This is a genomic window from Xenorhabdus sp. KJ12.1 (genome assembly GCF_963876495.1).
Taxonomy (GTDB): domain Bacteria; phylum Pseudomonadota; class Gammaproteobacteria; order Enterobacterales; family Enterobacteriaceae; genus Xenorhabdus; species Xenorhabdus stockiae.
This window is the reverse complement of the sequence record NZ_CAWNQH010000001.1, coordinates 255,779-274,716: the sequence shown is the minus strand read 5'-3', so window position 1 is coordinate 274,716 and position 18,938 is coordinate 255,779. Positions and strand designations below refer to the sequence as shown.

The window sequence follows — 18,938 nt, the reverse complement described above, 5'->3', positions numbered from 1 at the left end:
ACGAGGGCTAACCAACAACGTAATGGAGACTTACGCTATGGCTACCCCACAGCTTACCCAAACTCGCCTCAAATTTACATTCCTAATTGCATCAGGCACTCAGCGACTGGTGGATATTCATCCGGTGCGCCTTATCACGGTACTGGCAGACAATGAAGGTGAAGCCCGTCTATTGGCTGGCATCTCTTCCCTGATATTCGTTTCCCGTCAGGGGGTGAATTATGCGCAACCCTGAACCCCATGACTATTACGCTCACAAAAACGGGGAAACCGTACAGGTGCTGTCAGTCGCCTTTAATCGTGTGACCTTTGTCCGTGAGGGTTATCAAAGCCCGATCATCATGCCATTAAGCCGTTTCACTAACGAATACACCTACGCAGGGAGAGCCTGATTATGTCTGATATCTATAACCATTTGGTACGTACTAATTTCGACGCCATGAGCACCGAAGAACTCAAAGATCTGCGTAAAAACTCCGAAGGGGCATTGAGCAGCGTGATGGCGGCAATGTCGGCAATGGGTGAGATGGCGTTCTGGTCAGTTGATAATGAAAGCTATGACAATCGTCAGGCAAGGGAAGATTTACGCCGTATCGGTGAAGCATTGATGTATTTACCGAGGATCGCTCAAGCGCTGAACGACACAGAACAAAACGCTCAGTTTGAACTCCATCACCGCGAGGGATTCCCGAAATGGTAAGTCATATTGATATTCGTTCGGTGAAAGCAGCGGCACAAAATCAGTGGCAAGGTTTGCTGTCTGCCTGTGGTGTGGACGTTCCAGCAAAGGGTAAGCATGATGCTTGCCCCATCTGTGGCGGGAATGACCGCTTTCACTTCATAGACGACCACGGGGACGGTAACTGGCATTGTCGCCAGTGTGAACACCCGAATCACGGAGACGGTTTTGATTTACTCTCGAAAGCTAAAGGTATCACGGTAATTGAAGCGGCTAAGCTGGTTTCTGAGGCTTTATTGCTTTCCTTGCCTGAACCCCAGCCTGCCAGAAAGGAGGCTCTGAAATCAGAGGCTCCTCTGATAACTGAGAAAGTGAACAAGCTGGTGGCTCAGGCTATTACCGGACAATCTGATTATCTGACCAAAAAGGGGCTGGAGTGCCCCAATCAGAGACTACTGAATGATGGTTCGTTGTTACTGGTCACTCAGACACTGGACAACACGATCACCGGTGCTCAAATCATCAAGCCGAAGGGTGAAAAACGTCTTGTCTCTGGTACGCAGAAAAAGGGGAGTTTTATCCCCTTATCACCTGTAATCGGAACACCAGACACGATCATCATTACGGAGGGCTATGCAACCGCCTTAACGGTGAGCCAGTTATATGAGGGCTGGGTACTGGCTGCGATTGATGAAGGTAATTTACCGACCGTGGCTAAACAGGTCAGGGAAAGGTATCCAGACGCAAAAATTATTCTTGCTGGTGACAATGACTGGCACTCACCGGCGAAACTGGACAACAAAGGCAAGCCCAAGAAGAACGTCGGCAAGATTGCAGCCGAGAAGACAGCTAAGGCTGTCAACGGCTGGGTAGCGTTACCGCCAACAGAGCATAAGGCCGATTGGGACGATTATCGCCAGCAGCACGGCATCGAGGCAGCAAAACAGGCATTCAGTGAAGGGTTGTATCAGATGGGGGAGAATATGTCAGTATCAAAATCCGTAGTCATTAATCTAGACGAACACCGGGCAAAAGAGCGTGATCCGTTAAAGCCCTTTATTGATGAGCGTAAAAACGGAATTTATTACGTTACGCCAAAGGTGGACAAAGAGAGCGGGGAAATTATCAATCATGAGCAATGGCTCAGTGACTCAATGAAGGTGATCGGGCGTGGTCGTGATGATATTGAATTTTATCTGATTATCCAGTGGGAAGAAGACGGGACAACTTACACTGAGGCAGTGAAAACAGGTGATGTTGGCGCAAATGAAGGCTGGCGACAGCTCAAAGCCGCAGGGTTGAATATTGCCACTAAACCTTTTTTACGTCACACGCTATCGGATTGGTTACAACGCCGCGCCAAAAAGACTGACTGGCATATTACCCACTCGACAGGCTGGCAGCATGGGGCTTATATCTTCCCGACAGGCGAAGTGATTGGCAATTCAGAGAAGTCAGTTATTTTTTGTGGCAGAACATCATCAATACGCGGGTATACCGTGACAGGAACGCCGGAAAGCTGGCGTGACTCAGTAGCCAAATTAGCCAAAGGCAATCCCTTTATGATGCTGTCCATTGCGGCTGCGTTAGCTTCCCCGGTTATCGGCTTATTGCGTGATGATGGTTTTGGGGTTCACTTTTATGACCAAAGCACCGCAGGGAAAACCACCGCGCAAAGCGTCGGCTGTAGTGTCTTTGGTGAACCGTCTGCGATGCGTTTGACGTGGTTTGCAACGACATTAGGGCTGATTAATGAAGCAGCAGCCCATAACAATAACCTGCTACCCCTTGATGAAGTCGGGCAAGGTTCATCGGTTAAAGATGTAGCAAATGCATCTTATGCATTGTTTAACGGCAAAGGAAAGTTGCAAGGGGCGAGAAATGGCGGAAATCGTGACATTCTCCAGTTTAAAACGATTGCTATCAGCACTGGCGAGGTCGATCTTGATACGTTTGTCAGAAGCGAAGGTAAGCGTATGAAAGCAGGCCAGCTTGTCCGGTTGCTGAATATTCCGTTCAGTAGCCCGACTACTTTACATGGTTATCAGGATACCAGAGAACACGCTAAGGCAATCGAAAAAGCCATTGCTGACAATCATGGGGCTATTGGGCGGGTATGGTGTGAATATTTGACTCAGCATCAAAAAGCAACCAGAAACACCATTGAGGAAGCCAAAATCCGTTGGAATGGATTGATCCCCAAAGGCGCTGGGGCACAACTTCCCCGTGTGGCAGAACGGTTTGCCATCTTAGAGGGGGCGCTTATTGCAGCAACACATCTCACCGGATGGACAGAACAAGAGAGCCGAGATGCTATACAGCACTGTTTCAATGCGTGGGTGACTGAATTTGGTACTGCCAATAAAGAACACCAACAGATACGGGAACAGACAGAGGCATTTTTAGACCGCTTTGGATTAAATCGGTATGCGCCAGAACCGTACACCTATGATCATGCCACTATTTCTAACCTTGCAGGCTACCGAAAAGATACCAGCGATATCCCCAATAATGGCGGCCTTATCCATTTCTACACATTTCCTGATGTGTTCGAAACAGAGGTATCAGAAAGGTTTGATCCGAAGATGTTTGCGCGGGTGCTGGCTGAATCAGGGATGCTGAAAAAGGCTGCAAATGGTGGTTTTAAGGTGCAGGGCATGAAGCACAACGGTTCACCCCGTAAGTATTATGTGCTGATGTATTCTGCTGATGAGATGGAAGAGTAAATTCTCTATACGTGTAAAACTGACCGACAACACCGACAAATCGACAATGGTTATATAAATATATTACAAATCAATGCATTAAAATATTAAATGTTTGTCGGTACGTTGTCGGTTTGTCGTTTTCATTGTCGGACTTAAAACAAAGCACCTGCCAGAAGGAAAACTTTCTTTTCTTGGCAGGCAAGAGGATTCAGAGAAATATGAAAAAGTTTATAGGTGGCGTTGTCGAAAACCGACAATAGGGATAAGACAATATCCATATGAAATATAAAAGTAAATTTGTAATTTTAGAGATATCAAAAAATTGAGCGACAATTGACCGACAACGATTTAATATTATATCCAATTGAATATAAAAGATAATTTTATCAATTGTCGGTTTGTCGGCGTTGTCGGTAACTTTTCACTATATATATACAAAAATGGAGATTGCTATTCTAGCGGTAATATAACGAAGCCGAACAGTTAGCTATCTGTGTTCGGCTTCGTGTATGTAGTAATCCAATCTTGAATATACTTTCCGTGAGCAAGGATGGGATTTTTCGTCGTTGAATTAACGATCATTGCTTCTCTGATTCATTTGTAGCATCAGCTATCATTTGTTCGACGACCTGAGCTGCATCTTGCTCTGCTTGTTCAACGGTTTCTTCAATGTTAACTTCGCCAGTTCTGAACGCATTGGCGACTCTACTAAATGATGCCACATCTTCAGGGGTTGTATTTGCATTAGGTAGAGAGTTATTGATAGCTCTAGAAACGAGTACACTTGCAACTTCTGATGAATCGTATTTTTCTGCTAGCTCATCTAGCAATGTTGCATCGCGGAGCAAAGCAGCGTTGCCTGTAATTTTATCACTCATGTGAACTCCTTATTAGTTACATAGAGATTATGTACAACTGCTACTTTTTACCCCTAACAATGAGTATTTCCTATGTCCGAAATGTCTTTTTCCGTCTTGCATCACAAAATCAACATCAGGGTATTAGATTTGTGATATCGAAGCATATCAAATAGTAAATTTTTGTAAATATTTTGTCCTCATGTTTCCCCTTGCTTAGACCTCTTATTTAGAGATCTTTTTTATTATTTTTCATAGTGTTAAATAGTTACTGCTGATACATGTAGGCTCATCTTGATTTCAATTGCTCTGTAGCAAGTCCTCAAAGGCGGTAGTGCTAACCCGCTACCGCTTCCCCAAACCTGCATGACAGCGAACCTTTAACCTACATGCAGAGGCATCATGAAGAAATTACTCGAATTACGCCAACAGAAAGCCGATTTAACGACCCAAATGCGTTCTCTTCTCACTAAAGCCGAAGACGAAAAACGTTCACTCAATGCGGATGAAACCAAGCAGTTTGATGAGCTGCGCACTCAGTCCGATGCGCTCAATACGGAAATTGCCCGTTATGAGGCACTGTCTGATGAAGAACGCAATCAGGCCAAGAACCAGCCCGCCAGTAAAACACTCAGCAATGACGAACTGCGTCACTATATCGTGACCGGGGAAACGCGCACCTTGTCGACAAGTGTCCCCTCAGAGGGTGGCTATACCGTTATCCCGGAACTGAACAGGCAAATCATGCAGCAACTGGCTGATGAATCGGTCATGCGTCGGATTTGTACGATTAAGACCACACGCAGTAATGAGTATAAACAGCTTGTTTCGGTCGGTGGCGTAGCGGTAGCTCACGGGGAAGAAGGCAAGGCACGTAGTGAGACTTCTACACCGAAGATGGAAGAAGTCAGCATCAAGTTGTTTCCTATCTATGCCTATCCTAAGACGACCCAAGAAATCATCGATTTTAGCGATGTCGATATTTTAGGCTGGTTGACATCTGAGATTGCAGATACGTTTGTAGATACCGAAGAAACGGATCTTGTGAGCGGTGATGGCAGCAAGAGAGCGAAAGGCTTCCTGTCTTATCCCCGTGATACCCAAGCTGACAAGGTACGTGCATTCGGCACACTGCAAAAGCTGGAAGTTGCCAAACTGGAAGCCGATAGCCTGATTGACCTGAAATTCTTACTCAGGAACAAATACCGTAAAAATGCAGTGTGGGTGATGAACTCCACTACCGCCGCTAAAGTGCAGAAGCTGAAAAACGGCAATGGCGATTACATCTGGCGCGAACGTCTGCAAGCCGGTGATCCTGATATGTTGCTGGGCTTGCCTGTCCATTATCTCGAATTTATGCCGGATGATGCTATCGGTCTGGGTGACTTCAAACGCGGTTACTTCATCGTTGATCATGATACCGGCACCCGTACCCGTCCTGACAATATCACCGAACCGGGGTACTACAAGGTACACACGGATAAATATTTGGGCGGTGGTCTGGTCGATTCCAACGCCATCAAAGTGCTGGAAATCAAAGGCACGAAAGCGGGTTAACGATAAGGGGCACGATGCCCCTTTGTAGTCTGGAGTCTACCAATGAAAAATGATTTTGAAATCCGTACCGCTTCCCTGTCTGCCAGTGATAAGAAACTGACCGGTTATGTGATTAAGTGGAACAGTCGATCACAAGTTTTGTGGGATGAGTTTGTCGAGCAATTCTCCCCGAATGCCTTTAGCGCCAGTTTAACGGCAGGTGCAGATATCAGGGCACTTTATGAACATGATCACATGAACCTGTTAGGCCGTACTACGTCTGGTACATTGCAGCTTGCCGAAGATGCCACCGGATTACGCTTTGAGTTAACCCCACCGGATACCCAATTAGGGCGTGATGTACTGGCGCTGGTTGAACGGGGTGATATTTCCGGTATGTCCTTTGGCTTTCGAGCGATTAAAGATCAGTGGGATATTGGTCAAGAACCCTATATCAGAACCGTTTTAGAAGCTGAGCTGAGGGAAATTACTGTCACCAGTTTACCCGCCTACCCTGAAAGCGGTGTTGAGATTGCCAAACGCTCATTAAACGCAGTCAAGCCCTGTAATGTGGATTTGCGCCATTACTGGCTGAAACTGTCCGAGGTGTGATTATGTGGCCTTTTAAGCGTAAAGCCCCTGAGACTCGCAGTATCAGTATTGATGAGTTTCTTGCTCTGGCGGGCATGTCTAACACCAAATCGGGCGAGCATGTTTCACCGTCTACAGCGGAAGGCTTACCCGCAGTCATGAATGCTGTCACGGTGATCAGTGAAGCGGTTGCCACGATGCCCTGTTATCTCTATCGGGTTCAACACCAGCACGGCAAAGAATCCCGCGAATGGTTAAGTGATCACCCGGTAGATTATCTGCTTAATGAATACCCGAACGACTGCCAGACCCCCTTTCAGTTTAAGCGAACCTTAATGCGCCATTGCTTACTGAATGGTAATGCGTATGCAGTCATCGTCTGGGGAAAAGACGGTCAACCCCAATCCTTGCACCCTTACCCGCCATCAGCCGTGGTCGCGCAACGATTATCCGATCACCGCTTTGCCTATACCATTACCGAACCCTATAGCGGCAAGATGAAAACCTATCTACAGGAAGAAATCCTGCATTTACGTTATGCCACCGAAGATGGCTTTCTTGGTCGCTCACCCGTCACCATTTGCCGTGAAACATTGGGCTTAGGTCTGGCACAACAGCGCCACGGGGCAAGCATCATGAAAGAGGGCATGATGGCAGCCGGCGTGATTAAATCCGCTGAGTGGTTAGATGGTGTCAAAGGTAATAAGGCACTGGAAGCCCTCGAACGCTACAAAGGTGCTCGCAATGCAGGGAAAACACCCATTCTTGAGGGCGGGATGGAATATCAGCAATTAGGCATGAGTAACCAAGATGCGGAGTGGCTGGCTTCCCGCCGTTTCACCATTGACGATATCGCCCGGATGTTCAACGTCAGTCCGATCTTTCTGCAAGAATATTCGAACAGCACCTACAGTAACTTTAGCGAAGCCTCACGCGCTTTTCTAACAATCACCATGCGCCCGTGGCTGGCTAACTTTGAGCAGCAAATCAAATCCGCTTTATTGCTGAACTCGCCCAAAAAAGGCATTCGCTACCAAGTTGAATTTGATACCGCTGACCTACTGCGAGCCAATCCGAAAGAACGCTTCCAGAGTTATGAGACAGCGATTAAATCCGGTGTGATGTGCCCGAATGAAGCCCGTGAACGCGAAGGATTATCCCCTCGCGAAGGTGGAGACGAGTTTAGTCAGGCATGGAAACAGATTGTTGAAGTGAAGAAACAACCGGAGGGCAACGAATGAGAGCCGGTGCATTAAGAGACAGAATAATTATCCAGAAAAATGAACAAACCCAAACGCCGAGCGGTTCGATGATTAAAGCATGGGTGAATATTGCTGAGGTTTGGGCAGAAGTAAAATTTATCAGTGGTCGGGAACTGGTCGCCTCCGGGCGGATACTGTCCGAAGCCTCTGTACGTATCTGGTTACGCTACCGGAACGATATCACTACTACACACCGGATTATTTATCAGGGTAATAGTTCCCACAGTCAGACTCTTGCCATCGTTGCCGTTATCCCCGATCCAAAACGGACTCACTTAGAGTTACTTTGCAAGGGAGGCGTGAAATATGCCTGATATTGAAATCCCCCTGAACGAAATCAAGCAGCATTGCCGGATAGATGAAAGCAGCACCCTTGAAGATGCGCTACTCAAAGGTTATGCCGAGGCTGCATTAGAAGTCTGTCAGCAACATATCGGTAAACGCTTTGATGAAGGTTTGGTATTCAGCCCGGCGATGAAAGTCGGCTGTTTGCTCTATATCGGCTTGCTGTATGAGAACCGGGCAATGGTGGCAGATAAGGAATTCAAAGAAATCCCGTTCACCATTAAATCATTGTGGTCTGTCTATCGTAGCGTAGGAGTCTACTAAATGCCGTGGCAACCCTTAAGACGTTGTACCTATCCCGGCTGTAGGCAGCGGGTGAAGTCAGGCCGGTGCGCAGAGCACCAACGAGAAATCAGACAGCAGCAGGACAAGCAGCGAGGCACACGTACCCAGCGTGGTTACAGTAACCAATGGGGGAAGTACAGGCTGATGTACCTCAAGGCTAACCCCTTATGTATCCACTGCCTCAAGCAGAACAGTTACACACCCGCTACCATTGTTGACCACATTATTCCGATTAATGGTGATAGTGATGTGCTGTTCTGGCCTGCCTCCAATCATCAAGCCCTGTGTCATGGCTGCCATAACCGTAAGACCGTGCAGATAGACCCGATAACGAAGCAGAAGCGCAAGACTGGAGAATATCGGGAATTAGAAGCCGAGGCAGCAAGGCGCAATGACTGGATGTACCAACATGAATAAAGCCGAGACAGAACAGTTAGTTAAAGGGTTATTAAAGCACAGTGAACCCTATCGAGCAGAGAAGCTGATTGCGCCTGAGAAGCCCACAGCGAGGCGTAAGACACAACGTGATAGGGAGTTAATGGAATGCTTTCGGAATCGTTAGGAAAGCGCTCATAGGGGGTAGGGGCATCAAAAATGACAAACACCCAGCTAAAAAGAACCGCCGCCCCCTCGAATTTTTACGCACGGCACTTTTTTCAATAGCAGTAACTTCATAGGAAACAAGATATTATGGCAAGAGCACCCAAACCTCCCGTGTATTTAAATGAGATTGCCGCTGAGCAATGGAAATCAAAAGCCAAAATACTCAACGAGCGGGAAGACCTCAGTCCGGCTGACTGGAACAACTTAGAACTGTATTGCGTCAACTATGCGATTTACCGCAAAGCCGTTGAAGACATTGAAGTCCGTGGGTTCGCGGTGGAAGGTTCACGCGGTGCGGCAACCAGTAACCCCTCACTGAAAGCGAAAGCCGACGCGGAAAAAATCATGATAAAAATGTCGTCATTACTGGGTTTTGATCCGGTATCACGGCGGAAAAATCCGGTGGAAACAGAGGAAGAAGACGAGCTAGACCGACTATGAACGTATGGGAACAGTACGCTTTTGATATCGAAAATGGCACAATTCCGGCCTGTAAACGAGTAAAACAGGCGGTGAAACGCTATTTTAACGACCTGAATAACCCGCTTTATACGTTCGATACCGAAGTTGTCGCGCGGTTTATTGGCTTTTCCCGCCTCTGTCCGCACGTCAAAGGCCACTTGCGCGGTAAGCCCATCATGCTTGAGCCGTGGCAACAGTTCGCCTTTGCGAATCTGTTCGGCTTCAAGGTTAAGGCCACCGGTCGCCGGAAATACCGCAGTGCTTACATTCAAGTGCCGCGCAAAAATGCCAAATCTACGGTAGCCGCGATACTGGCTAACTGGTTTCTGGTGATGGAGAACGGGCAGCAGGATATTTACACCGCCGCCGTGAGTCGGGATCAGGCGCGCATCGTGTTTGATGATGCCCGGCAGATGTGCCTGTTATCAAAACCGTTCAAGAAACGGGTGACTATCCAACAGCATAAAGTGACTTACACCAAGAGCAACAGCCTGTTAAAGCCACTGGCAGCCAAAGCCGCTACGATTGAAGGCACGAACCCCAGTCTAGCAATTGTCGATGAGTACCATTTGCACCCCGATAACGCCGTCTACTCTGCGCTTGAGCTGGGCATGGGCGCACGTCCCGAAGGTGTCCTTTTTGCCATCACCACGGCGGGCAGCAATGTAATTTCAGCCTGTAAGCAGCACTATGATTATTGCTGCCAGATATTGAATGGTGAAGAACAAAATGAATCACTGTTTGCCCTGATTTACGAACTGGACGACGAAAACGAAATTGATGATGAAGCGCTCTGGATAAAGGCCAACCCCAATCTGGATGTCTCAGTAGACAGCGCCGCCCTGCATGACACTATCCAGAAGGCGCGGGGTATTCCGTCACAATGGACAGAGATGCTGACCAAACGCTTTAATATCTGGTGTCAGGGTGAAACACCGTGGATGGGTGAAGGTGCATGGAAAGACTGCCAGTCAGACTATGATGAAAACGACCTGAAAGGGCTGGAGTGCTACGCCGGGCTGGATTTATCCTCCACAGGCGATATCACCAGTATTTGCTACACGTTCCCCGTGGATAACGAACTGTTATTACTGACCCGTCACTATTTGCCCGAAGCCCAGCTACAGAATCCCGCCAATAAGAACCGGGCTGTTTATCGCCAATGGGTACAGGCAGGCTGGATACGCACCACGGTAGGCGATTGCATTGATTATGACCGTATCCGTGATGATATTCTCAAAGACAGCCAGCATTTTGATATCAAACTGGTGGGTTTTGATACATGGAACGCGACCCACTTACGCACACAACTACAGGGTGCAGGGCTTGATGTTGAGCCGTTCCCGCAAACCTACATGCGCTTTAGCCCGATGGCGAAATCGGCTGAGGTATTTGTGAATCGCAAGGTCATTCGTCACAACGGCGATCCGGTTCTCGCATGGGCGATGTCCAATGTGGTGATGGAAACAGACGCGAACGCCAATATCAAGCCGAACAAAAAGAAATCCGCGAACAAGATTGACCCTGCGATTGCGTTCCTGATGAGCTTCGGCACATGGCAGGCGGAGCATGAAGACTTTGCGTTCAGCCTCAATGAGGAACAGAAGCAGCGACTGGCTGATTTTGACGGCATTTAGCTAACACGTTGATTTAACTCATATCCCGCATGGAGCAGGAATTATTAATAATCAATGAGTTACGTAGGTATGCGTTATAACTTATTGATTTTATTAATTTCCGGCATGGTGACAGAGATTAGAGAAATCAAGGAGTTAGCTAACTATAGAGCAAATCCCTATCGTTGCTGTAGATGGTCAAAATCGTGACCATCTCAAAGTGTGATATCACATTTAGGGTATAGAGGAAATCTCAATACCTTTTAGCAGAGCAAAGACCTAATTCGGGCTTAGGTGATAACTCCTTGATATATATTCAGACGCCATATTTGGCGTTTGGTCATAGTACAACTAACCCAATTATTTTGGGTTACCTGTCTCGTAGTCAGGAACAAGAACTACATCTCTTTAAGAGGTTTAGTTATAGATCACCCAATAGGTTGAACTAACCCTCTTAAAGAGGGTTAGTTTGTACCGACGAAATTCGTCGATGCAAAATCCAATATCCGATAATCGGACTTTGGGTGTAACTGACAGTTAATCAGTCGCAAATGGTCTTGAGCGTAACCGATAGTTACTCACAATTTGAGCGTCAGCCTGGCTGACTCACAGAATTTGCACAACTCATTAAGGGTTGCACAAACTTTGCACGTATCATTTAGCGACGCGGTTAATTTGCAGTCATCATTTAGTGGAGCACAAAAAGCAACCACACCTCTTTAAGAGGGTAGCCCGGCAGGTGAAAAATAATTTTCAGTTGCTCGAGTGGTCAAACTGGCCCCCTCGGAAAAATCAAAGGGTTAGCCAACTACGGTTACTGCTTTTCCTCAAAGTGAGGATGAACGGAAATATCAATGAGTTACCTAACTATGGTGAAGATCACCACAGTTGCTACTGGTTACAACTTCCGTGAGCGATGGTACAGATATGGACAGTTATTGACAATTATTTTTCGTATCTGTACCACCTTAATTTATTGATATTTAATTGAAATATTGCAAGTGGTACAGATGGTACAGCTATTTTGCTATTTTTTCGTTAAAGCGTGATTTTCGGATAAATTAACTAAACCTCCATTGTGGTAATCACAACGCAGAGGCTTGAGTTTAAGCCGTCCAGCACAAGGTTACTTAATGTAACTCAGTACGTATTACGTTCGCAGTGATTTAACTTATTGATTTTTATCATGGTTGAAAAACCAGTTCATCTATAGGCGGTGGAACATGGCACGAAGACAGAAGAAGAATGTACCCTCGATAGTCGCTATGGTTACGGGAAAGGCTTCTTACTGGCAGGGATATCAGTTAGCTGACTCCTCTATCGCTTAATGGCTATACGGCTGTCACATTTTCGGTATTATTCGTTATGCTCACACCATTAAGAATAACAATACGTAAGGCGAATACATGGACAACAAGATCATCGAAATACTCCAGTACGAATTAAAGAAAGGAACCGGCAGTCGGTTTCATGAAATTATGGTAAACGTCAGCGTTCCGTTACATCGCTCACAGGGAATTGATGTGGTGAGTTTCGGTAACTCTCAGCATGATCCAGATTGTTATTATCTTATCCGGGCATTTGAAGATATGGACGAACTGTCGGCTGTACAGGCCAGATTTTATAAAAGTGATGCATGGATAAACGGCCCCAGAACGGGAATTATTGAGAGAATTGATAAGAGTGTTAAAACGGTTATCGAAATGCCTACATCGGCTATCAATGCCTTACGAATTGAGTAGCACTAGAATAAAGCTGACTCTTTACCCATTTTAAAAAGCAGCGTTCAGCCAGCCCAAAACTATTGGGTAGCCTCTCCACATAGAGTTAACTGCTTTTGCAATAGCTTCCGACGAAATTCGGCGCAACCTCTTCACAAGGTTGGTACTTTTAGCGTACTAACCTTGCTTTATTATCAGTAAACCTTCTCTATGTGACAAAAGTCTCTTTAATCAATCTCAATAATAACTAACAAAGTAATGCGTATGTACAATGACCTATTATTTCATTTAGGTTATGGATATGCGAAACCGTCAACAAGCGCAGCGAATTGCAGAGCAGATATTAAAAGAAGATATTGTTGTATTAGATACAGAAACAACGGGATTAAAGAATGATGATGAGGTTGTCGAAATAAGCATTATAAATGCTGATGGTGATATTTTACTGGATACACTGATTAAACCACAAAAACAGATCCCCGCTGACGCGATAAAGATACATGGCATCACGAATGAAGATGTTCAACATGCGCCAACATGGAGTGATATTTATAAAAAATATAGAGAGGTAGTTAAAGGGAAAACAGTTATTATTTACAATAAATCCTATGACACAAAGATTATTAGACAAACATGTAAAAAATATGAATTACCTACTCCAAGAATAAAATCAGAATGCGCAATGCTATTATATGCAGAATATCATGGGGAAATAAAAGAAAGAACGGGTGATTATAAATGGCATAAACTCACTGATGCCATTCGTTATAATAAGATAGAAATTTCTGGCGAGGCGCATAGAGCGCTCACAGATGCTAAAATGACGTTGGAACTAATGAAGCGCATGGCCTATGGAGATCCTAATGCTCCTATTTATTCATTACGCTCAATATATCCGCCTATTAATCCTGAGTATGAAAAATATAAACGTAAAATCAAAGAGGAAGAATGGCGGGCGCAAGAAATTAAAGATAAATTAAAAAAAGAAAAAGAAGACAGGGTATTTTTGAGATGCTTTGAAATAGTATTTACTCTTTTGTTTTTATTGTTTGTAATTTGGATTTTTTCTTGAACTAGCATAAGGTCAGAGCTGTTATCGTACTGGCCTATTCACTTCCGACACAATGACATCATTATTTCACTCAGTCCTCATAAAATTATTGTGTATTGCAATGCGTATTGCAGACAACAAATAAAACGCTAACAAAAATAATAAAAGTAATTATAAATCAATTACTTAATGAAAATTTGCAATTTCTTTATGAAAGGGATGGGGTCAATGGGTGGCGGCGGTATGTTCAGTGGCTTTGCGTCGATGTTCACCCAGAATGCCAAAGGCGGCGTTTATACCTCGGCCAACCTGAGTCAGTACAGTGGGCAAATTGTTAATAGCCCGACGCTGTTTGCTTTTGCTAAGGGGGCAGGTCTGATGGGGGAGGCCGGACCGGAAGCGATTATGCCGTTGGCCCGCACCAGTAATGGCAGCCTCGGGGTTAGGTTAGTCGGACAAAACCTGAATACGACCGGGGCGGCCCCTCAGGTCTATATCACTATCAACAATGAACAAACCACTCAAACGACCTCGCCGGGCTGGGAGCAGTTCGGTAGCGAGATCGGGCGTTTTGTCGAACAACGTTACCGGGAATTGATGAACCGGGATTTAGGTCAGGGTGGTGTACTTAACCGAGCTATCAGAGGAGGCCGATAATGGCATTGGAAGAATTTACCTATATTCCGCGCGTGAATCCGATAGGGGATATCACGCAACGGGTGCGCACGGTGCAGTTTGGTGACGGGTACACACAACGCAGTGGTAGTGGACTGAATAACGAGCATCAAAGTTGGACCGTCAGTTTTGTGGGCAATCTGGACTACATTGAAGAAATCCGGCAATTTCTGGTGCGTCATGCTGGGTATCGTGCCTTTACATGGCGGAATCCACTGTCAAAATTGGGTTTATATGTCTGTCAGGGACACCGGATTACTGCCATGGGCATGAATAGCCGACAGGAACAGATGTATCAGCTGTCTGCTGCCTTTGAAACCAGCTATCAACCTTAGGAGACGATAATGTCAATGCAAGCCGATCTCCAGCGTCTGGTGCCGGGGAGTAAAGTCTTATTGTTTACCCTTGATGGTTCGGCGTTTGGCGGACCAGAGCTGTATTTTCACAGTCACCCCATTCCCTATACCCAGACCGAATTGACTGATCCTGATAAGCTGCCAGTGAAATCTCTCTGGTGGCAGGGCGTAGAATATAAGCCGTGGCCGGTTGAAATTAAGGGACTGGAAATTCAGAGTGATGGCAGTACCGCTTCTCCCGCGTTAAAGGTCGCCAATTTGGACGGCACGATCAGTGCGCTGTGTCTGGCTTATCAGAACATGGTGCAGTCGCGTATTACTATTCACATGACCTTTACCCATTATCTGGATGCGCGTAACTTCCCAGAGGGTAATCCCGAGGCTGACCCGACACAGGAAAAAATAGACGTTTTCTATATCGACAGCAAGACGCACGAGGATAATGAGAGCGTCCAGTTTGCCCTGTCTTCCCCGGCAGATTTGCAGGGGATTCAGATCCCCACGCGCCAAATCCACAGCCTGTGTACATGGTGTATGCGTGGCCTTTATCGTAAATCCCCCTGTAACTACATGGGAACGCGCTATTTTGATGAAGAAGGAAACCCAACAGACGACCCGTCAAGGGATGTATGCGGCGGCCTGATGAATGATTGTAAGCTGCGTTTCGGTGAAAATGCGCAATTGCCGTTTGGTGGCTTTCCCGGCTCTGCGTTATTGAGGCGTTAATATGGAAATACTGCGCCCGCACATTATCAGTAGCATCCTAGAACACGCCAAAGCCGACTACCCGAATGAATGCTGCGGGCTGGTCATTCAGAACAGTCGCAAGCAACAGTATATCCCCTGCCGTAATACCGCCTCAGTCCCAACAGAGCAATTCAGTCTTCACCCGGAAGACTACGCCGCCGCCGAGGATGCCGGAACGATAGTGGCGATTGCCCACAGTCACCCGGATGCGACCACCCAGCCCAGTCAGTTAGATATTGCTCAGTGTGATCTGTCACAGCTCCCGTGGGTGATTGTCTCGTGGCCGGAAGGGGATATCCGTACGCTGATGCCCTCGGAGGGGATTAAGCCTTTACTGAAACGTCCGTTTGTCCACGGTATATGGGACTGTTACGCCATTGTGCGTGACTGGTATCGACTGGAACGCAACATTGAACTGCCCGATTTTCCCCGGACGGACGGCTGGTGGAACCGGGGCGAAAATCTTTATATGCAGCACTACGCCTCGGCGGGATTTATCGAATGCAGTGGGGAACTCCAGACCGGTGATGTGATCATCATGCAGGTGCAGGCCCGTGAACCTAATCATGCCGGGGTGTATCTCGGTGATGGCCTGATGCTGCACCATATGTACGGGCAACTCAGCAACCGTGTGTCTTACAGTGGCTACTGGCAGGAACGCACAATTGTTATTTTGCGATATACTGAATTAAATGAAATTGGTTTCTTTTTAATTTCCAAATGATTAGAGTTGTTATTTTGTGAAAAATCTGTTGGGGACATATATGTACAATAGCTATTACGAGCCGGGGCTTTCTTTAACTGTAACCTTTTTTATCTTAACTATTGGTGTACTGATTGGATTTGTAGTTAGTTTTTTTATCATACGATACGCGACTAGAGCTAATGAATTATTAGATATCCAGAAAAAAACACTTCAAGAATTAAAGGTACAAAACGAGCTATTATCTGGAGAAAAAGGTAACTCAGAAATTAGTTCGCTTTGTTTGGATGGGGTCAGAAAACTACATTCGTCAGATGTGTTGGAAAGGGGTGGTTCTGTCGCCCAATACAAGGTTATGAATATAGTAAAACTACATAATGATCTCATGGCAGAAGTTGAAATCAAAAACCTATCCATATTATCAGCAAGAAAAGCATTTCAGGCTGAGATTGATAGAATATCTTCTGAATTGAATGAATCTCAAAAGATAGCATTTTTGAGTTTTTATAAAGAAGGCCTTAAGTAAATATTGGTTGACCGTTCACCCGCTTCGGCGGGTTTTTTGTTTATAGGGACAACATCATGAGCACACTACGAACCGTGCGCCTGTATGGCGTACTGGGTACCCAATTCGGACGAGCGCATCGGCTGGCAGTCTCTTCACCGCAGGAAGCGATCCGGGCACTCTCTGTCCTGATTGAGGGTTTTGAAAAATACCTGTTAACCGCCAGAGAGCGCGGATTAACCTTTGCCGTGTTTATCGGCAAGCGCAATATCAGTCAGGATGAACTGGCCTTTTCCGGTGAAGGGGATATTCGGATTGTCCCGGTGATTATTGGCAGTAAAAAAGCCGGAGTGCTGCAAACCATCCTCGGGGCAGTCATGGTGGTGGCCGGTGTGTTCTTATGGGCGACACCGTTTGGTGCGCCGATGGTGATGTCCGGTGTGGGGATGATGCTGGGCGGCGTGGTGCAGATGCTCTCTCCGATGCCGGGCGGACTGGCAAGACGGGAAGATCCCGACAATAAACCCTCGTATGCGTTTGGTGGCCCGGTCAACTCCATCGCGCAGGGTAATCCGGTGCCGATAGGGTACGGCAATCGCCGCATCGGGGGGGCCATTATCTCTGCGGGGATTTACGCCGAAGATCAGCAATAACGCTTCACAATGTTCAGTCAGGTCGCTCAGGCGGCTTTTTTTACGGGTGAAATATGGCACAGCATCAGATTCAGGGCAGCAAAGGCGGCAGTGACAGCCCCCGCACCCCGGTCGAATCGCCGGATTCGTTACAGTCAACCTCGTATGCCAAAATCTTACTGGCACTGGGGGAAGGGGAATTCGCCGGGGGACTGGATGGCACCAATATCTTTCTGGATAACACGCCGATCATCGGGCCGGACGGTAAGCCTAACTTTGAGGGGGTAAAGTGGGAATTTCGCCACGGCACCCCGCATCAGGACTATATCAAAGGGGTGCCAGCCGTTGAAAATGAGTTAACAGTGGGCACGGAGTTAGCTGAATCATGGGTGAGATCGGTCACCAATACCCAGTTATCGGCGGTGCGTATCCGCTTGTCATGGCCCCAGTTGCAGACGCAGAAAGAAAACGGGGATACGGTCGGTTACCGCATTGATTATGTGATTGAAGTCGCGACAGATGGCGGTGCTTATCAGGAGATATTGAAAACAGCGGCTGACGGCAAGACGACCACCAAATATGAACGTTCACACCGCATCGATTTACCCAAAGCGCACTCTGGCTGGCAGGTGCGTGTGCGTCGGTTAACACCCAAGCAGAACAGCAACCGGATTGCCGATGCGATGATGATTGAAGCCATTACCGAGGTGATTGACGCCAAGCTGAGTTACCCCGAAACCGCGTTGTTGCATGTTCAGTTTGATGCCAAACAGTTTCGCAATATCCCGCAGGTTTCCTGTGAGCCGAAAATGCGGGTCATTCGTGTGCCGGATAATTATAACCCTGAAGCCCGTAGTTACTCCGGTGTCTGGTCAGGGCAATTCAAATGGGCGTGGACGGATAACCCGGCATGGGTGCTGTATGACCTGATGATCAACGACCGGTTCAGTATTGGCTCACGGGTGAAGACCGAAAACTTAAGTCTGGCGAAATGGGATTTATACCGGATTGCCCAGTATTGCGATCAATCTGTGCCGGATGGTAAAGGGGGCATTGAGCCGCGTCATACCTGTAATGTGTATATCCAGTCACAGGAAGAGGCATGGACGGTATTGCGGGATATCGCCGGTATCTTCCGGGGGATGACCTACTGGGCCAACAATAACATGAACGTACTGGCGGATATGCCACGGGATGTGGATTATCTCTACACCCGCGCCAACGTGCGTGACGGTAAGTTTGTCTACAGCAGTGCCAGTGAAAAGACCCATTATTCTACCGCGATGGTGAGCTGGTCAGATCCGCAGAATGGTTATCAGGATGCAGTAGAGCCCGTTTTCGACCACCGATTGATACGTCGTTTTCAGGTCAGGCAGGCCGATGTGACCGCGATTGGCTGTACCCGCCAGAGTGAGGCGATTCGACGTGGTAAATGGATATTGCATACCAACGAGTATGACCGGATGGTCAGTTTTACCGTGGGATTGGATGGCAAAATTCCCTTGCCCGGTTATGTTATCGGGGTGGCGGATGAAATGCTGGCAGGTCGGGTGTTGGGTGGTCGTCTCCACAATGCAGACGGGCGCAATATCACTTTAGATAGA

At 46.9% G+C, this 18,938-nt stretch carries 22 protein-coding genes; 21 read left to right on the top strand and 1 reads right to left on the bottom strand.

The window, feature by feature from the left end; genetic code table 11:
• The first annotated feature begins 37 nt into the window (after window positions 1-37).
• The 4 genes from AACS92_RS01075 to AACS92_RS01060 are packed head-to-tail and all read left to right on the top strand — an operon-like array spanning window position 38 to window position 3,405.
• Entirely contained in the window at window positions 38-235 is a 198-nt protein-coding gene (locus AACS92_RS01075) for a hypothetical protein (protein ID WP_099108268.1), read from the top strand.
• On the top strand, window positions 222-392 hold the full coding sequence (locus tag AACS92_RS01070; RefSeq protein ID WP_099108267.1) for a DUF4222 domain-containing protein: 171 nt from the start codon (window positions 222-224) through the stop codon (window positions 390-392). Before AACS92_RS01075 ends, AACS92_RS01070 begins: the two co-directional genes overlap by 14 nt.
• Before the next feature lie 2 nt (window positions 393-394).
• Window positions 395-700 (top strand): hypothetical protein, encoded by a 306-nt coding sequence (locus AACS92_RS01065; RefSeq protein WP_099108266.1) that lies wholly within the window; start codon window positions 395-397, stop codon window positions 698-700.
• Window positions 694-3,405, top strand: a complete 2,712-nt coding sequence (locus AACS92_RS01060; RefSeq protein ID WP_099108265.1) for a DUF927 domain-containing protein — start codon at window positions 694-696, stop codon at window positions 3,403-3,405. The genes AACS92_RS01065 and AACS92_RS01060 overlap by 7 nt, the downstream gene beginning before the upstream one ends.
• Before the next feature lie 560 nt (window positions 3,406-3,965).
• Here AACS92_RS01060 and AACS92_RS01055 read toward each other — a convergent pair.
• Entirely contained in the window at window positions 3,966-4,265 is a 300-nt protein-coding gene (locus tag AACS92_RS01055) for a hypothetical protein (protein ID WP_099108264.1), read from the bottom strand.
• A 381-nt stretch (window positions 4,266-4,646) separates the two neighbouring features.
• Here AACS92_RS01055 and AACS92_RS01050 point away from each other — a divergent pair, with 381 nt between their 5' ends.
• The 17 genes from AACS92_RS01050 to AACS92_RS00970 form a co-directional block, all read left to right on the top strand.
• Entirely contained in the window at window positions 4,647-5,801 is a 1,155-nt protein-coding gene (locus AACS92_RS01050; RefSeq protein ID WP_099108263.1) for a phage major capsid protein, read from the top strand.
• A gap of 42 nt (window positions 5,802-5,843) precedes the next feature.
• Complete coding sequence (locus tag AACS92_RS01045; protein WP_099108262.1) at window positions 5,844-6,392, top strand: HK97 family phage prohead protease; 549 nt, start codon at window positions 5,844-5,846, stop codon at window positions 6,390-6,392.
• Between the two features lie 2 nt (window positions 6,393-6,394).
• On the top strand, window positions 6,395-7,612 hold the full coding sequence (locus tag AACS92_RS01040) for a phage portal protein (protein ID WP_099108261.1): 1,218 nt from the start codon (window positions 6,395-6,397) through the stop codon (window positions 7,610-7,612).
• Complete coding sequence (locus AACS92_RS01035; RefSeq protein WP_099108260.1) at window positions 7,609-7,947, top strand: phage head closure protein; 339 nt, start codon at window positions 7,609-7,611, stop codon at window positions 7,945-7,947. The genes AACS92_RS01040 and AACS92_RS01035 overlap by 4 nt, the downstream gene beginning before the upstream one ends.
• Window positions 7,940-8,242 (top strand): head-tail connector protein, encoded by a 303-nt coding sequence (locus AACS92_RS01030; RefSeq protein WP_099108259.1) that lies wholly within the window; start codon window positions 7,940-7,942, stop codon window positions 8,240-8,242. Before AACS92_RS01035 ends, AACS92_RS01030 begins: the two co-directional genes overlap by 8 nt.
• Window positions 8,243-8,680 (top strand): HNH endonuclease, encoded by a 438-nt coding sequence (locus AACS92_RS01025; RefSeq protein WP_099108258.1) that lies wholly within the window; start codon window positions 8,243-8,245, stop codon window positions 8,678-8,680.
• 273 nt (window positions 8,681-8,953) lie between these two features.
• Window positions 8,954-9,307, top strand: a complete 354-nt coding sequence (locus AACS92_RS01020) for a phage terminase small subunit P27 family (protein ID WP_099108256.1) — start codon at window positions 8,954-8,956, stop codon at window positions 9,305-9,307.
• Window positions 9,304-10,965 (top strand): terminase large subunit, encoded by a 1,662-nt coding sequence (locus AACS92_RS01015; RefSeq protein WP_099108255.1) that lies wholly within the window; start codon window positions 9,304-9,306, stop codon window positions 10,963-10,965. The genes AACS92_RS01020 and AACS92_RS01015 overlap by 4 nt, the downstream gene beginning before the upstream one ends.
• 1,385 nt (window positions 10,966-12,350) lie before the next feature.
• Window positions 12,351-12,686 (top strand): NIPSNAP family protein, encoded by a 336-nt coding sequence (locus tag AACS92_RS01010; protein ID WP_099108254.1) that lies wholly within the window; start codon window positions 12,351-12,353, stop codon window positions 12,684-12,686.
• 280 nt (window positions 12,687-12,966) lie between these two features.
• Window positions 12,967-13,737 carry a 3'-5' exonuclease gene (locus AACS92_RS01005; protein ID WP_241537828.1) on the top strand — a complete coding sequence of 257 codons (771 nt, stop codon included), beginning with the start codon at window positions 12,967-12,969 and terminating at the stop codon, window positions 13,735-13,737.
• Window positions 13,738-13,905: 168 nt separating this feature from the next.
• A complete protein-coding gene (locus AACS92_RS01000) occupies window positions 13,906-14,373 on the top strand; it encodes a phage tail tape measure protein (RefSeq protein ID WP_153044719.1) in 468 nt (155 codons plus the stop codon).
• Window positions 14,373-14,726 (top strand): phage tail protein, encoded by a 354-nt coding sequence (locus AACS92_RS00995; protein WP_099108251.1) that lies wholly within the window; start codon window positions 14,373-14,375, stop codon window positions 14,724-14,726. Before AACS92_RS01000 ends, AACS92_RS00995 begins: the two co-directional genes overlap by 1 nt.
• A gap of 9 nt (window positions 14,727-14,735) precedes the next feature.
• Entirely contained in the window at window positions 14,736-15,473 is a 738-nt protein-coding gene (locus tag AACS92_RS00990; protein WP_099108250.1) for a phage minor tail protein L, read from the top strand.
• A 1-nt stretch (window position 15,474) separates the two neighbouring features.
• A complete protein-coding gene (locus tag AACS92_RS00985; RefSeq protein ID WP_369800364.1) occupies window positions 15,475-16,218 on the top strand; it encodes a C40 family peptidase in 744 nt (247 codons plus the stop codon).
• A 40-nt stretch (window positions 16,219-16,258) separates the two neighbouring features.
• Entirely contained in the window at window positions 16,259-16,723 is a 465-nt protein-coding gene (locus AACS92_RS00980) for a YebO family protein (protein WP_099108249.1), read from the top strand.
• 56 nt (window positions 16,724-16,779) lie between these two features.
• Entirely contained in the window at window positions 16,780-17,355 is a 576-nt protein-coding gene (locus AACS92_RS00975) for a tail assembly protein (protein WP_099108248.1), read from the top strand.
• Window positions 17,356-17,408: 53 nt separating this feature from the next.
• A partial coding sequence (locus AACS92_RS00970) for a host specificity protein J (RefSeq protein WP_193756830.1) occupies window positions 17,409-18,938 on the top strand: 1,530 nt, incomplete at its 3' end.

Bases quoted from the DNA above. Each gene is read 5' to 3' on its own strand.
- AACS92_RS00995 (WP_099108251.1), top strand. From the start codon at position 14,373: ATGGCATTGGAAGAATTTACCTATATTCCGCGCGTGAATCCGATAGGG.
- AACS92_RS01075 (WP_099108268.1), top strand. From the start codon at position 38: ATGGCTACCCCACAGCTTACCCAAACTCGCCTCAAATTTACATTCCTA.
- AACS92_RS01045 (WP_099108262.1), top strand. From the start codon at position 5,844: ATGAAAAATGATTTTGAAATCCGTACCGCTTCCCTGTCTGCCAGTGAT.
- AACS92_RS01060 (WP_099108265.1), top strand. From the start codon at position 694: ATGGTAAGTCATATTGATATTCGTTCGGTGAAAGCAGCGGCACAAAAT.
- AACS92_RS00985 (WP_369800364.1), top strand. From the start codon at position 15,475: ATGGAAATACTGCGCCCGCACATTATCAGTAGCATCCTAGAACACGCC.
- AACS92_RS01035 (WP_099108260.1), top strand. From the start codon at position 7,609: ATGAGAGCCGGTGCATTAAGAGACAGAATAATTATCCAGAAAAATGAA.
- AACS92_RS01050 (WP_099108263.1), top strand. From the start codon at position 4,647: ATGAAGAAATTACTCGAATTACGCCAACAGAAAGCCGATTTAACGACC.
- AACS92_RS01010 (WP_099108254.1), top strand. From the start codon at position 12,351: ATGGACAACAAGATCATCGAAATACTCCAGTACGAATTAAAGAAAGGA.
- AACS92_RS01065 (WP_099108266.1), top strand. From the start codon at position 395: ATGTCTGATATCTATAACCATTTGGTACGTACTAATTTCGACGCCATG.
- AACS92_RS01020 (WP_099108256.1), top strand. From the start codon at position 8,954: ATGGCAAGAGCACCCAAACCTCCCGTGTATTTAAATGAGATTGCCGCT.
- AACS92_RS00980 (WP_099108249.1), top strand. From the start codon at position 16,259: ATGTACAATAGCTATTACGAGCCGGGGCTTTCTTTAACTGTAACCTTT.
- AACS92_RS01005 (WP_241537828.1), top strand. From the start codon at position 12,967: ATGCGAAACCGTCAACAAGCGCAGCGAATTGCAGAGCAGATATTAAAA.
- AACS92_RS01015 (WP_099108255.1), top strand. From the start codon at position 9,304: ATGAACGTATGGGAACAGTACGCTTTTGATATCGAAAATGGCACAATT.
- AACS92_RS01025 (WP_099108258.1), top strand. From the start codon at position 8,243: ATGCCGTGGCAACCCTTAAGACGTTGTACCTATCCCGGCTGTAGGCAG.
- AACS92_RS01030 (WP_099108259.1), top strand. From the start codon at position 7,940: ATGCCTGATATTGAAATCCCCCTGAACGAAATCAAGCAGCATTGCCGG.
- AACS92_RS01000 (WP_153044719.1), top strand. From the start codon at position 13,906: ATGAAAATTTGCAATTTCTTTATGAAAGGGATGGGGTCAATGGGTGGC.
- AACS92_RS01070 (WP_099108267.1), top strand. From the start codon at position 222: ATGCGCAACCCTGAACCCCATGACTATTACGCTCACAAAAACGGGGAA.
- AACS92_RS01055 (WP_099108264.1), bottom strand. From the start codon at position 4,265: ATGAGTGATAAAATTACAGGCAACGCTGCTTTGCTCCGCGATGCAACA.
- AACS92_RS00975 (WP_099108248.1), top strand. From the start codon at position 16,780: ATGAGCACACTACGAACCGTGCGCCTGTATGGCGTACTGGGTACCCAA.
- AACS92_RS01040 (WP_099108261.1), top strand. From the start codon at position 6,395: ATGTGGCCTTTTAAGCGTAAAGCCCCTGAGACTCGCAGTATCAGTATT.
- AACS92_RS00990 (WP_099108250.1), top strand. From the start codon at position 14,736: ATGTCAATGCAAGCCGATCTCCAGCGTCTGGTGCCGGGGAGTAAAGTC.